The sequence below is a fragment of the Bradyrhizobium sp. genome (assembly GCF_052389815.1).
Taxonomy (GTDB): domain Bacteria; phylum Pseudomonadota; class Alphaproteobacteria; order Rhizobiales; family Xanthobacteraceae; genus Bradyrhizobium.
The window spans coordinates 31,080-44,676 of the sequence record NZ_JBQTHN010000070.1 but is presented as its reverse complement, the minus strand read 5'-3'; the positions used below and the strand labels follow the sequence as shown (position 1 = coordinate 44,676).

General features: G+C 64.6%; 13 protein-coding genes. 6 read left to right on the top strand and 7 right to left on the bottom strand.

Annotation, left to right across the window (positions count from 1 at the left end; translation table 11 throughout):
• Window positions 1-277: 277 nt before the first annotated feature.
• Complete coding sequence (locus ACT4OC_RS12225; protein WP_444839250.1) at window positions 278-2,248, bottom strand: AMP-binding protein; 1,971 nt, start codon at window positions 2,246-2,248, stop codon at window positions 278-280.
• Between the two features lie 254 nt (window positions 2,249-2,502).
• Here ACT4OC_RS12225 and ACT4OC_RS12220 point away from each other — a divergent pair, with 254 nt between their 5' ends.
• From ACT4OC_RS12220 to ACT4OC_RS12195, 6 genes are all read left to right on the top strand, one after another.
• Window positions 2,503-3,351, top strand: coding sequence for a branched-chain amino acid ABC transporter permease (locus ACT4OC_RS12220; RefSeq protein ID WP_444839249.1), 849 nt, complete (start codon window positions 2,503-2,505; stop codon window positions 3,349-3,351).
• Window positions 3,352-3,353: 2 nt separating this feature from the next.
• Window positions 3,354-4,358, top strand: a complete 1,005-nt coding sequence (locus ACT4OC_RS12215) for a branched-chain amino acid ABC transporter permease (protein ID WP_444839248.1) — start codon at window positions 3,354-3,356, stop codon at window positions 4,356-4,358.
• Window positions 4,351-5,061: an ABC transporter ATP-binding protein gene (locus ACT4OC_RS12210; RefSeq protein ID WP_444839247.1), complete on the top strand. Its 711-nt coding sequence runs from the start codon at window positions 4,351-4,353 to the stop codon at window positions 5,059-5,061. Before ACT4OC_RS12215 ends, ACT4OC_RS12210 begins: the two co-directional genes overlap by 8 nt.
• Window positions 5,058-5,756 carry an ABC transporter ATP-binding protein gene (locus ACT4OC_RS12205; RefSeq protein ID WP_444839246.1) on the top strand — a complete coding sequence of 233 codons (699 nt, stop codon included), beginning with the start codon at window positions 5,058-5,060 and terminating at the stop codon, window positions 5,754-5,756. Before ACT4OC_RS12210 ends, ACT4OC_RS12205 begins: the two co-directional genes overlap by 4 nt.
• Before the next feature lie 46 nt (window positions 5,757-5,802).
• On the top strand, window positions 5,803-7,005 hold the full coding sequence (locus ACT4OC_RS12200; RefSeq protein WP_444839245.1) for an ABC transporter substrate-binding protein: 1,203 nt from the start codon (window positions 5,803-5,805) through the stop codon (window positions 7,003-7,005).
• A gap of 74 nt (window positions 7,006-7,079) precedes the next feature.
• On the top strand, window positions 7,080-7,727 hold the full coding sequence (locus ACT4OC_RS12195; protein WP_444839244.1) for a TetR/AcrR family transcriptional regulator: 648 nt from the start codon (window positions 7,080-7,082) through the stop codon (window positions 7,725-7,727).
• A 21-nt stretch (window positions 7,728-7,748) separates the two neighbouring features.
• On the opposite strand, the gene ACT4OC_RS12190 is transcribed toward ACT4OC_RS12195, so the two are convergent.
• From ACT4OC_RS12190 to ACT4OC_RS12165, 6 genes are all read right to left on the bottom strand, one after another.
• Window positions 7,749-8,606 (bottom strand): enoyl-CoA hydratase family protein, encoded by an 858-nt coding sequence (locus tag ACT4OC_RS12190; protein WP_444839243.1) that lies wholly within the window; start codon window positions 8,604-8,606, stop codon window positions 7,749-7,751.
• A 66-nt stretch (window positions 8,607-8,672) separates the two neighbouring features.
• A complete protein-coding gene (locus ACT4OC_RS12185; protein WP_444839242.1) occupies window positions 8,673-9,419 on the bottom strand; it encodes an SDR family NAD(P)-dependent oxidoreductase in 747 nt (248 codons plus the stop codon).
• A 19-nt stretch (window positions 9,420-9,438) separates the two neighbouring features.
• Entirely contained in the window at window positions 9,439-10,200 is a 762-nt protein-coding gene (locus ACT4OC_RS12180) for an enoyl-CoA hydratase/isomerase family protein (protein WP_444839241.1), read from the bottom strand.
• A gap of 8 nt (window positions 10,201-10,208) precedes the next feature.
• Window positions 10,209-11,246, bottom strand: a complete 1,038-nt coding sequence (locus ACT4OC_RS12175; protein WP_444839240.1) for an NADPH:quinone oxidoreductase family protein — start codon at window positions 11,244-11,246, stop codon at window positions 10,209-10,211.
• Window positions 11,247-12,365, bottom strand: coding sequence for a CaiB/BaiF CoA transferase family protein (locus ACT4OC_RS12170; RefSeq protein ID WP_444839239.1), 1,119 nt, complete (start codon window positions 12,363-12,365; stop codon window positions 11,247-11,249).
• Window positions 12,366-12,376: 11 nt separating this feature from the next.
• Window positions 12,377-13,510: an acyl-CoA dehydrogenase family protein gene (locus ACT4OC_RS12165; protein ID WP_444839238.1), complete on the bottom strand. Its 1,134-nt coding sequence runs from the start codon at window positions 13,508-13,510 to the stop codon at window positions 12,377-12,379.
• Window positions 13,511-13,597: the final 87 nt, after the last annotated feature.

The following is a 13,597-nucleotide window of genomic DNA, read 5'->3' as shown; positions in this document are numbered from 1 at the left end:
GATGGCGACGATCCGCGAAGCCCCTACAATCACCCAACTATGTGCACAGGCTGCGGCGGCAATTTGGAGAAGACCCAGTTGCACAGTCTGCCAAAGAGAACTCAATCATCACCGTGGTCCAAAAGCGGATACGCTTCAACTATACGGGTGTCGACGTCGAAATGATAACAGATCGTCATTGAGGTATCTGAAGTGTTGTCCCAGACCGAGTCAGAGCTTGGATGCGGACTGCGGACAAGGTCAACGCGGCGACGCCAGAGGGGTCCTTCACTTCGCCTCAGCTTCGCGGCGCCGCCACGATCTTGCGCAGTTCCTCGACCGCCTCCGGATTGACCAGGGCCGAGAGATCACCTGGTTCCTCCGCGAGCAGAACTGCGCGGATGACGCGGCGCATGGTCTTGAGGTTGCGGGTGCGCGGCAGATCGCGCACGAACAGCAATTGTTTCGGCCGAAACGAGCCACCGAGGCCCGTGACGACGGCATCGGATAGAACGGCCGCGAGGTCTGGCCCCGGCGTCTCGTCCGGCCCGGCCACGACCGCGCAAGCGACCGCCGAGCCTTTGACGGGATCGGGGACTGCGACCGCGGCGGCGTCGCTGACGCGGTGGGTCGCCAGCAGCAGCGCCTCGATCTCCGCCGGGCCGGTCCGCTTGCCGGCGATCTTGATGGTGTCGTCGGAGCGCCCGTGGATGAACCATGAGCCGTCGGCATCGTGGGAAGCCCAGTCCCCGTGTACCCAAAGGCCCGGAATCCGGCTCCAGTAGTTTTCGATGTAGCGCGCCGGGTCGCGCCACAATCCGCGGGTGGTGCCAATGCAAGCCTGCCGCATCACCAGTTCCCCGACCTCGCCGGGTCCTACGCTGCGGCCTCTCTGGTCGACAATGTCGGCGCCGGTGCCCGGTATCGGACCGGAGAAACTCGCCGGCTTGATCGGATAGAGAATGTTGGTGGCGAGCAGGCCGCCGAGCTCGGTGCCCCCGGAGTAGTTCATCAGGGGGCCGCCGCGGCGAAGCGCGTTCTCGTAGATCCACATCCAGGAATCCCGGTCCCACGGCTCGCCGGTGGAGGCTGCGACTCGCAACGAGGACAGGTCGTATTTCGAAATGTCGTCCGTTCCGTAGCGCATCATCATGCGCGCGAGCGTCGGGCCGCAACCGAGGAAGCTCACCTTATGATCCTGCACCAGCCGCCACAGGCGGCCGGTCTGCGGGTAATCCGGCGTGCCCTCGGCCAGCACGCAGGTTGCGCCCGCGAGCAGTGCCGCCGTCACCTGAAGCGGACCGACCAGCCAGCCGAAATCCGTCATCCACATCAGCCGGTCGTCCGGCTTCAGGTCGAAGCACAGGATGAAGTCCTGGCCAGTCTTGACGGTGACGCCGCAATGGGTGTGCACGGTGCCTTTCGGGCGTCCTGTCGTGCCGGACGTGTAGGCGATCATCAGGGGATGTTCGGCCGGCAGTTCGACCGCCGCAAAATCGTCGCAACCGCGGGCAGCGACGTCGCTCCACCACCTATCGCGGCCGGCCTGCATCTGCACGTCATAGCCCAGCCGCCGGGCGACAACCACGTGGCGGACGGTCGGCGCCTCCTTGATCGCGTCATCGAGCACGCCTTTCATCTCGACCGGCTTGCCACGGCGCAACGAGCCGTCGGCCGTGATCACCGCAACAGCTTCGGCATCATTGAGCCGCACCGCGATGGCGGCCGCGCCAAAACCGGAGAACAGCGGCAATATAATGCAGCCCAGACGGGCAAGCGCGAGATAGGCGATGGCGACCTCCGGCACCATCGGCATGTAGATGCCGACGGCATCGCCGCTCCTGAGCCCGAGGGCGGCAAGGCCGGAGGCGAAGCGGTTCACCTCGCCGGCGAGTTGCCGGTAGCTGAGACGGCTACGGCTTCCGTCTTCGCCTTCCCAGACAATGGCATCGTGGCCGCCGCGTCCGGCGGCGAGATGACGGTCGAGCAGCGACAGCGTCATGTTGCCGGTCGCGCCAATGCACCATTGCGGCCATTCGATTCCCTTCGACTGGTCCAGCACGCACGCGTAAGGCTTCACGAACTGCACGCCGAGGAAGCGGATCAGGGCGTCCCAGAACCATTCGGGATCCTGCGCCGCCCTGCGCGCCAGCATCGGATAGTCGGCCAGGTTCTCGGCCGCGATGAAAGCTGTCCAGTTGCTCTCCCGCCTGAAAGCATCGCTCGGATACCAGACGAACCCGCCAGTCATGTCATCGATCCCTGCCATTTCAACGGTCCCCGTCGCAGAACCCGTCAGGCGCCGCGCTCGCAGATCAGCCGGCCACCCGGGCGACACCGCCCCGATATTGACACTCCAGACTGAATGAACCATCATTCAATCAAAAAACGGGGGTGACGGCAATCATCTCATGAGAGGGAGCTGGCCAAGTGGCAGCAAAGCTGAAGACGCGAACAGGGTCCCGATTGCGACCGGCTCCGGCAGGAATGCCGGCGCCAACCACGGCCGGGTGAGGATCACCGATGCTGGTGCAGATCCTCAACGGCTTGGTCTATGGCGGGCTCCTTTACATCGTATCGGTCGGGCTGGTGCTGATCTTTGGTCTGCGCCGGATCGTCAACTTCGCGCATGGCAGTCTGTTCATGCTCGGTGCCTATGTGGGCTTCAGCGTCGCCGCGATGGGCGGCTTCTGGGGCGCCCTGCTGGCCGCAGCGATCGTGCTGGCGGTGGTCGGCGCGCTGCTAGACATCGCGATCCTGCAGCCGCTGCAGCGTGAGGACCCGATCGTCACCGTGCTGGTGACGTTCGGCCTGCTGCTGATCCTCGAGGACTTCGCCCAGTTCGTCTGGGGCAAGGATTTCCTGAAGAGCCCGGTGCCCTCGATGTTTTCCGGCTCGGTGCTGATCTTCGGCGAGAGCTTTCCGGTCTACCGGCTGGTGGTGATCGCTGTCGCGACGCTGGTCGCGCTCGGCCTGTCGGCATGGCTGCGCGTCAGCAAGATCGGCCTCTACGTACGCGCCTCCAGCGCCGATCCCCTGACCACCGCGATGCAGGGCGTCAACACCGACCGTGTCAGCGTGATCGTGGTGGCGCTCGGGGCGGCACTCGCCGGCATATCCGGCACCATCTCCGCTCCGCTGCTGGCGCTGTCGCCGTCGATGGGCAGCTCCATCCTGATCGAGTCCTTCATTGTCGTAGTGGTCGGCGGCCTCGGCAGCTTCGCGGGCGCCTTCATCGCCGCAATCGTGATCGGCCAGGTGCACAATCTCGGCCTGGTCTACGTGCCGTGGGCCGCGACGATGATCCCGTTTTTGCTGATGGTCGGCGTACTGATCTGGCGTCCGACCGGTATCGCCGGGAGCCATGTCTGACAATGACCAGCATCGCAACCACCGAACCCGTCGTTACCCGCGCTCCTCCACCGCGTCACGCGCTCGCCCTCGCCGCTGCAATCGGCGCGATTGCCGGCGGCGCGCTTGTTGCGGCCACAATCCAGTCCAGCCTCATGATGACACTGCTCACCCAGGCGATCATCACCGGCATACTTGCCACCGGCGTCGGATTTCTGATCCGCCAGAACGGCGTCGTCTCGTTCGGTCACGCCGCGTTCTACGGCATCGCCTGCTACACGATCGCACTGGCCGTGAAGCTCGGTGTAATGCGGGTCGAATTCGCCATCATGCTGGCGCTGGTACTGCCGACGGCGCTGGCCTTCCTGCTCGGCCTGGTGATCGTCCGGATTCCCGGCGTCGCCTTCTCGATGCTGACCCTCGCCGTCGGCCAGGCGTTCTACGAATTCGCCATGAAGGCACGGCACGTCACCGGCGGCGAGGATGGCTTTTCGGTCAGCCTGCCAACGGCACTCTTCGGCATCCCGACGGCCTTGTTCCAGAACCCCCACAGCATGTTCGTGGTGAGTTGGAGCGTACTCGTCCTGATCATACTCGGCCTTGCCCTGATGGCGGCAAGCCCGTTCGGCCGCCTGACCGTTGCGATCCGCGAGAATGAGGAACGGGCGCGCTTCATCGGATATCGGACGACCCTGCCGCGGGTGCTGGTGCTGACGCTGTCGGCCTTCGTCACCGCGGTCGCCGGCGTGCTGTTCACGCTCTACAACACCTTCGTGTCGCCCGACGTGCTGCACTGGACCCTGTCAGGTTCGGCCCTGATCATGGCAATCATCGGCGGCCCTCGGCTGATCTGGGGCCCGGCCCTCGGCGCCATCATCTTCTTCTTCACCAAGGATATCGCCGGCGACGTTACCGAACACTGGCAAGCCATCATCGGCGTCATCCTGATCGCCGTCATGCTGGTAATCCCGGCCGGCCTTGGCGGCACGCTCGCGGCGCTCTGGCAGCGGAGGCTCGGCCATGGTTGAGAGCCACGCAATCGAAGGCAGCAAATTAACACGGCAGTTCGGCGGATTCTTTGCCCTCAAGGGCGTCGACCTTGCGGTCATCAAGGGAGAGATCCGCGGCCTGATCGGCCCCAACGGCGCGGGCAAGTCGACCCTGATCGACGTGCTTTCGGGCCGCGCGGAACACCGGTCCGGCACCGTCAGAATGTTCGGCACCGATATCAGCGCCATGACCGCCCAGCAGCGTCGCCACGCAGGTCTGGCACGGTCGTTCCAGCGCACCAACATCTTCCCGGATCTGACCGTGATCGACCAGCTCGACATCGCGTCGCGGGCGGCCGAAACGCCCAACATCGACGAGATCATGGCCGAGTTGAACCTGACGGCACTCGCCTTCAGGCGCGCCGCCGACATCTCATATGGCGACCAGCGCCGGCTCGACCTCGCGCTCGCCCTGATTGGCCGGCCGAAGATTCTGCTGCTCGACGAGCCGGCGGCCGGCCTGTCCATCGGGGAATCGCTCGAGCTCGCGCACATTCTCAAGGATCTCGCGGCCCGCTGGGGCGTCACCGTTCTGCTGGTCGAGCACGACATGGACGTCGTCTTCTCGATCTGCGACCGCATCACCGTTCTTCACCTCGGCACCATCCTGGCTGAAGGCACGCCGGACGAAATCCGTGGCGTTCCGGAGGTCGTCGCCGCCTACCTCGGAAGTTCCGTATGAGCGAATTGCTCGCCTTCAGTAACGTCGTGTCCGGCTATGGTGACGCCCGTATCCTGCACGACGTCGACCTGACGATCCGCGACGGCGAACGTGTCGCGATCCTGGGCCGCAACGGCGTCGGCAAGACGACGATCGTCAACACCTTCCTTGGCGTCGCCCGATTGTCGTCCGGCGAGGTCCGTCTTGCGGGAGAGCGCCATTCGCCGATCCGCCACTTCATCGCGGCGCGGCGCGGCATCGCGCTGGTGCCGCAGGGCCGCCGGATCATCCCCACCCTGACCGTGCGGGAGAATCTGACGATCGGCGGCGCCCCCGGCCGCAACAAGCCGTGGACCCTCGATCGCGTGTTCGACCTGTTTCCGATCCTGCGCGAGCGCGCCAACACGCCGGGCACTGCGCTGTCGGGCGGCCAGCAGCAGATGCTGGCAATCGGCCGCGCGCTGATGTCGAACCCCTCGCTGCTCGTGCTCGACGAGCCCAGCGAAGGCCTCGCACCCGTGATCATCGACGAGCTTGCAGTCGTCCTGCGGCAACTGGCGGACGCAGGCACCGCCCTGCTGCTCATCGAACAGCACTTCGGTCTCGTTCACCGCGTGGCGGAGCGATACTACGTGCTCTCTAAAGGCACGATCGTCGAGCAAGGCCATCTCGCGGGGATATCGATGGAGAGTCTGAAGAAGCACGTCGCAGTCTGAGGTCAACGACCAACGGAAGGAAGAAAACATGCAGAATGGAGGAAACATGCGCAGATCAAACTTGTTCGCGTTCGGCTTGCTCGGCGCGGTGGCCGCGCTGGTCACGCCATCCGATCCGGCGATGGCGCAGGAGACACTGAAGATCGGTGTGCCCACCGCACTCACCGGCACCTATGCCGGTCTCGGCGCCGAGGCGGTTCGCGCCGTCGAGTTCGCCGCTGCGGAGGCCAACGCCAAAGGCGGCGTCGCCGGCCACAAGGTCGAGGTCAGGATTCTCGACACCGAAGCCAAGCCAGAGGTCGCCCGCAAGCAGGCGGAGAAGCTGGCGCTGGAGGGCTACAAGATCCTGACCGGCACCATTGCGTCGGGCGAGGGTCTCGCCATGGGTCCGCTGCTGGCGCGCTGGGACGCGATCTACGTCTCGACCATCAACAAGAGCGACAAGCTGACCGGCGATTCCTGTGTGCCGCGGATGTTCCGCAGCAACCATCAGGACGCGCAGGATGCGGCCGTGGTCCGGCCGTGGCTCGGCAGCCGCAAGGAAGGAAAATGGGCGATCCTCGCCGCCGACATCGCGTGGGGCCGCGACTCCGGCAAGAGCTTCCTCGAAGCCGCCAAGGTCAACAAGAAGGACATCGTCGCCGAAATCTACTCGCCATTCGGTTCCAACGACTACGCTCCGTTCATCCAGCAGATCAAGTCGTCCGGCGCAGAGGGTCTGTGGGTGGCGCTCGCCGGCCGCGACGCCATCAACTTCGCCACGCAAGCAAAGGAGTTCGGCATTCTCGACAAGGTGTTCGTCGCCGGCGTCAGCTTCGTTACCGACAACAATGTCAAGACACTCGGGGCGACCTCCAAGGGAATATGGGGCATCATCAACTATTCCTCGACGCTCGACACGCCGGCCAACAAGGCATTCGTCGAAGCGTGGAAGAAGAAATACAACGGCGATGAGCCTGCGAGCTTCGAGGGCGAAACCTATCTCGGCATGCAGGTGATCTTCCAAGCGGTCGAGAAGGTGAAGAGCGTGAAGCCGGTCGATGTTGCCAAGGCCATGCGCGGGGGCACGTTCGACACCATCCTGGGCAAGGTGACGTTACGCGCGGAGGATCACCAGATGGTGCTGCCCAACTACTTCGGCTACATCGGCGAGCAGGGCGGCAAGCTGCGCCCGATCATCACGGAGACGATCCCGGCGAACGTGGCTACCACGCCGCCAACCGGTGCTTGCAAAATGGGCGCATTATAAGCAAAAGGACTGACCGGCGGCTGCCCCCTGCAGCCGCCGGGCAGTCGAAGTCGTCCGCGACGGGAAAGGTCTTCATGAGCCTGACGGTCAAGAGCAAGGTAGATGTACCCGAACTGATCGAGAAACGGCGCGGCCAGATCATCGCGGCAGCAATCGAGCTGTTTGCCAGGGATGGCTACCACGTGACCACGATACGCGACATCGCCAAGCGGGCCGATGTCAGCATCGGCACAATCTACCAGTACGTCTCCGACAAGGAGGACGTGCTGTTCCTGACGCTGATCGAGGTGCTCGACGCTTACCAGCGCCACGTTCCGGCAGCGATCGAAGGCGTAAGCGAGCCGCTGGCCCGCTTACACGCAGCGATCAAGGCGTACTGCACGGTCAACGACGACAAGATCGGCGCCACGGTGCTCGCCTATCGCGAGACCAAGTCGCTACCCAAGACGCGCCGCAAGATCATTCAGGAGAAAGAACTTGCCACCAACCGTCTCATCTCCGCATGCATCAATGACTGCGTCTCCGCAGGTCTGTTCGAGGAAGTCGACGTCGAGCTCTTCACCTATCAGATCGTTATGTTCGCGCACGCCTGGGCGCTGAAGGCGTGGCGCTTTCGTCCGATGATGACACTCGACGAGTATCTCGCGCGCGGAATCAGATTGATGCTCAACCCGAAGCTGACGCCGCGCGGCAGGAAGGCGTTCACCAAACTGAACGTCTAGCCCGCGTCACTGCGCGCCGGCTCAATTGCCCTGGAACACCGGCTTCTGCTTTGCCACGAAGGCCTCATAGGCGCGCCCATAGTCGAGGGTCTGCATGCAGATCGCCTGCGCCTGGGCCTCGGCTTCGATCGACTCGTCGATGCCCATGTTCCATTCCTGGTGGATGCACTTCTTGGTCATGGCGTTGGCAAAGGTCGGTCCCGCCGCGAGCGTCTGCGCCATCGCCTGCGCGTCGGCGAGCACCGCGTCGGGTTCGCAGAGTTTGTTGTAGAAGCCCCAGCGCTCGGCCTCGGTACCGTCCATCGCTCGGCCGGTGTACAGCAGTTCTGACGCGCGGCCCGCGCCTATGATGCGGGGGAGCATGTTGCATGCGCCCATGTCGGCGCCGGCAAGGCCGACGCGCACGAACAGGAACGCCACCTTGCTGCGCGCGGTGCCGAAGCGCAGGTCCGATGCCATCGCCAGGATCGCACCGGCGCCGGCGCAGATACCGTCGATAGCGGTGACGATCGGCTGCGGGCAGGCCCGCATTGCTTTGACCAGATCGCCGGTCATGCGGGTGAAGGCGAGAAGCCCCGCCATGTCGTCCTTGCGCTGCATCTCGACCAGCGGCCCGATGATCTCGTGCACGTCGCCACCGGAGCAGAAATTGCCGCCGGCGCCCGTGATGACGACGTTGGTGATGTCGCTGCAGTAGACCAGATCGCGGAAGGTATCGCGGAGCTCGGCGTAGGATTCGAGCGTGAGCGGATTCTTGCGCTCCGGCCGGTTCAGGGTGATCGTGGCGACCTTGCCGTCGCGCTGCCACTGGAAGTGCTGCGGCCTGAACTTCGAGAAATCAACCCGCGGCGGGTTGAAGCGGGTAGCAGTTGCAGTCATTCGAAGCATCCTTGTTTTATGAACTGGAAAGCGCTGGCACGCAGCTGGGAGGTGGCCTCACGGCGGTCAGCCGGAATAAGTGAGACCTCCGCTGACGCTCAGAATCTGAGCCGTGACATAGCTCGATTTTGGACTGGCGAAGAAGACGATCGCCTCGGCAATCTCCTGTGGCTTGCCGAGCCGGCGAAAGGCAATCGCCCGGACGAAGGCATCCTTCAGCTTGTCGGAACGGGTATCGAGCAACGGCGTGTCGGTCGGTCCCGGACATACGCAGTTGACGCAGACGCCCTGCCGCGCCACTTCGCGGGCGAGCGATTTAGTGAAAGCGATCATCCCGCCCTTGGCCGCTGCGTAGGCCGTCTCGCCGGTAGAGCCCACACGGCCCGCGTCGCTCGCGACGTTGACGATGTGGGCATTGCCGGCGGCAATGATCGACGGCAGCAGCGCCTGGGTCAGGTGCAGCGAGCCGGTCAGATTGCCGGCGATGACCTTGTCGAGATAATCGGGCGGCGTTTCGAGGAATGGATGGAAGGCGCTGAACCCCGCCGCGTTGACAAGAACGTCGATCTTGGGATGGCGTGCGGTGATGGTCGCGGCGCAGCGGCGCACCGAAGCGCTGTCGGTCAGGTCGATCGGCTCGTACTCGACGTTGAGTTTAGATCGGCTCGCTTCCTCGACCAGCGCCCGTCCTGTCATCTCGTTGATATCGGCGCAAATCACCCGCGCGCCGTTGCGCGCCAGCTCTATGACGGTCGCCTTGCCGATTCCCGATGCGCCGCCGGTCACCAGTGCAATCTTGCCCTCGAACTCCATCTCGCCTTCCTCCTGTTGGTCAGACCCGCGCGCCGGCGATGAAAGCGCCGACGCACTCCCGCGTCTCGGCGTCGGTCTGAAGCTCGCGTGTCAATTCCAGTTCGTCGCCAAAGCCGCCGCGGCCGGGTACTGCCGCGGCTGCCACACACCGCTTGGCGGCAGCGAGCGCCGCGGCCGGCAAAGCAGCGATCCGTCTGACGATGTCCGTCGCGCGATCAGCGAGCTCCGCCCGCGGACAGGCCCATTGCACAAGCCCGAGTTGTTCGGCGGTAGCCCCATCGACGGCTTCCGCGCCGAGGATCAATCGACTGGCAAGCCCGCGGCCGACAAGCCGCGTTAGCCGCTGCGTGCCGCCGCCGCCGGGAATCAAGCCGAGTTGCACCTCGGGCAGGCCAAGCTTCGCCTCAGCAGCCGCGATCCTGAGATCGCAGGCGAGTGCAAGCTCGAAGCCGCCGCCGAGCGCGGCGCCACCGATTTCGGCGAACGTGACCTGCGATAGCGACTCGATCCGCGCATACAGCCGCTGGATCGAAGCGACATAGGCGTAGGTGCGGTCGGGACCGTCGGCCGCGTCGAAGCGGTCGCGCATCTCCTTCAGGTCGGCGCCGGCGCAAAACACCTTCTGGTCGGAGCGCAGATGCAACACCTTCCAGTCGTCCCGCGATTCAATTCGCGAAATCTCGTGCGAAAGTCCCGATATCCAGGCCTCGCTGAGTGCGTTGACCGGCGGCGAGCTCATGATCAGCGTTGCGATCTGGCCGGCGACGGAAGTCTGGAACATGGCGGATCCTAGTTGCGAACAGGGTCAAGTGACGGGACCAGGCGGCCTGCGTAGCGATCGGTGAGCAACACGATCTTGCCGCGTACCTGCCGGTCAGCAATCCGACGCAGCGCCAGTACTGCGTCGTCGAGGCGCAGCGCTTCCGTCACCGGCGAAACGAGCCGTCCCTGACGCCACAGATCGAAGATCTCTTTCTGGGCGTCGCTGACCAGATTCGGCGTGCGATCGCGATAGTCGCTCCAATGCAACCCGACCGCAGCAATGTTCTTGATCAGCAGATAGTTGGAACGCAGCGTGGCGGCGGCGCCGGCGGCGAAACCGACCACCACGATGCGGCCGCACCAGGCAACCGAGCGCACGCATGCGTCGAACACGCGTCCGCCGAGATTGTCGACCACGACGTCCGCCCCGCCACCGCCGGTCAGTGCAGCAATCTCGGCCTTGAGGCCCTGATCGAGATCTGGCCGATCGAGCAAGATGACGTGATCGGCGCCGTGCTCGCGCGCGAAATCCGCTTTTGACGCCGTCATGCAGCCGGCGACGACCATGGCGCCGCAGGCCTTGGCGAGTTGCACCGTCGCGATACCCACGCCACCGGTCGCGCCGGTAACCAGCACGGTCTCGCCTCGCTTCATCTGGCCACGGGCGAACAGGGCGAAATGCGCGGTCTGGAAAGTGAGCCCAAGACCGATGGCGTCGGCGGCGTCGAGCCCATCCGGCAGCGGATGGCACAAGGACCTCGGCACGGTAATCCGTTCGACATAGCCGCCATTCTCGACATAGGCGAGTACATGGTCGCCTACCCTGAATTCTCCGGTACCCTCTCCAACCGCGCTGACGATGCCCGCGACTTCCTTGCCGGGACCGAATGGCAAGGGCGCGAGGTTCTGGTACGTGCCGCGCACGACCAGAAGATCGGGGAAATTGACGCCCGCCGCATGTACGTCGATCGTGATCTCGTGCGGCCCCGGCGCCGGCACCTGCACTCTGGCAAGAACGAGTTGCTCCGGTTCGCCGTGGCGGACGATATGGAGGGCGCGAACCATTCAGCCGCCCTTTCCGACAAGACCGCTATCGGCGCCGAGGCACGGCGCGGATTTGACAACGGCGGAATCGCGCAGCGCCGGATCGATCGGTACCGGCAGCGCCGGGATCGTCTCTGCGCCGACGCTCACACGACGGTCGAAAATCTTACGGGCGGTCACATGGGGGTCGCGCACCGCATCGGCGAGATTGGCGACGATGGCGCAGCATGCGTCCTGGCCCTCGAATACCTGCTGCCAATGCGCCGTCGGATATGCCGCAATGCGCGCGGCAACTCCGGCCCGGGTCGCAGCAGGGTCCCCGGCGTCGTCGCACAGCGCCGGATCGAGTTCGATCAAGCGGCAGAACACGTCCCAGAAACGCTGCTCGATCGGTCCGGCCGACAGGTAGCCGCCATCAGCGGTGCGGTAGATCTGGTAGCGCGGCGACGCGCCGGTCGTCAGCGCGCTTCCCGCCGTCGGCCATGCGCCGGCCGCAAAGCCATCGGCGAGGCCCCAATAGGCGAGCACGAACAGATTATCGGTCATCGAAATATCGAGATGACAACCCTTGCCGGTACGCTGGCGCTGCATCAACGCCAGCAGCACGTTGATCAGCGCGGGATAGGTGCCGGCAGCGATATCGGCGATCGGCATCTGCGGCATGCCCGGCGTGCCTTCGCGGTCGCCTGTCAACGACAACAGGCCGGCGAGCGCCAGATAATTCAGGTCGTGCGCCGCCATGTCCCGGCGGGGGCCGGTCTGGCCGAACCCGGTGATGCTGCAGTAGACGAGCGAAGGATTGATCCTGCTCAGCGCCGCATAGCCAAGACCGAGCCGCTCCATCACGCCAGGACGGAACTGTTCGATCAGAACGTCGGTGCACTCGATCAGCGGCGTCAGTTGCGCGACCGCGTCCGACGCCTTGAGGTCGATCGCGATCGAACGCTTGCCGCGGTTGAGAAGCGCGAAATTGGCGCTGTCCTCGCCGAAGCGCGGCGAATAGGTGCGCATCTCGTCACCGGTCCCGGGACGTTCGATCTTGATCACCTCCGCGCCGGCCTCGGCCAGGAACAGCCCGGCCATCGGCCCAGGAAGCAGGGTGCTGAAGTCGAGAACGCGGATCCCGGCGAGCGGTAGCATGGCGATCTCCGTCAGCCTCCGAACGAACGGCTTATCACCAGCCGCTGGATGTCGTTGCTGCCCTCATAGATCTTGGCGACGCGCACGGCGCGGAAGATCCGCTCGACGCCGTAGTCCTCGATATAGCCATTGCCGCCAAAGGTCTGGATCGCGTCGGAACACACCTGTTCGGCCATCTCGGACGCAAACAGCTTGGCCATCGAAGCTTCAACCAGGCACGGGCGACCCGCGCTGCGCAACGCCGCCGCGTGCAGCACCAGCTGGCGCGACGCCTCGATCCGGGTCGCCATCTCGGCCAGCCGGAATGCCACGGCCTGATGGCAGATGATCGGCTTGCCGAACGCCTCACGCCCCTTCGCATAGGCGAGAGCGAGTTCGTATGCCGCGCGCGCCATCCCCACCGACTGCGCCGCGATGCCGATACGGCCGCCTTCCAGATTGGCAAGTGCGATGCGGTATCCCTCTCCCTCGGAGCCAAGCCTGTTTTCGACCGGGATCTCGAGGTTCTCGAAATGAATCTCGCAGGTGTCGGAGGCGTTCTGCCCCATCTTCCGCTCGACCCGGCCGACCCGGTAGCCCGGCCATGCGGTCTCGACGATGAAGGCCGAAATTCCCTGCTTGCCGTCCCTCGGCTCCGTGAGGGCAAAGACCAGGGCTACGTCCGCATTCTTCCCGGTGGTGATGAATTGCTTGGTGCCGTTGAGTACATAACGACTACCGCGCAGCTCGGCCCTGCTCTTCAGCGCAGAAGCGTCCGATCCGCTGTGCGGCTCGGTCAGGCAGAAGGCGCACAGCTTTTCGCCGGATGCGAGCGGCCGCAAATAGCGTTCCTTCTGCTCATCCGTGCCGTAGTCCAATATCGGCATGCAGCCGACCGAATTGTGCCCGCTCATAACGGTCGAAGTCGCGCCGTCGCCGGCGGCGATCTCCTCCAGCGCAACGGCGTAGGCAATATAGTCCGCCCCCGCCCCGCCCCACTCCGGCGACACCGTCATGCCCATGAAGCCGAGCTTGCCCATCTCTAGCAGCGCTTGGCGCGGGAATGTCGCGGTGCGCTCCCACTCAGCCGCATGCGGGGCGAGATGGACCCTGGAAAAATCTCGCGCCGTGGCGCGGATCATTTCTTGTTCTTCCGTCAGGATCATGGATAATGGACTTTCGAATGAACGCTCATTCAGTCTGGTGGTTTCCGCGGAGGCTGTCAAGCGATCATGCGCCTCCGGCGTGCAGCA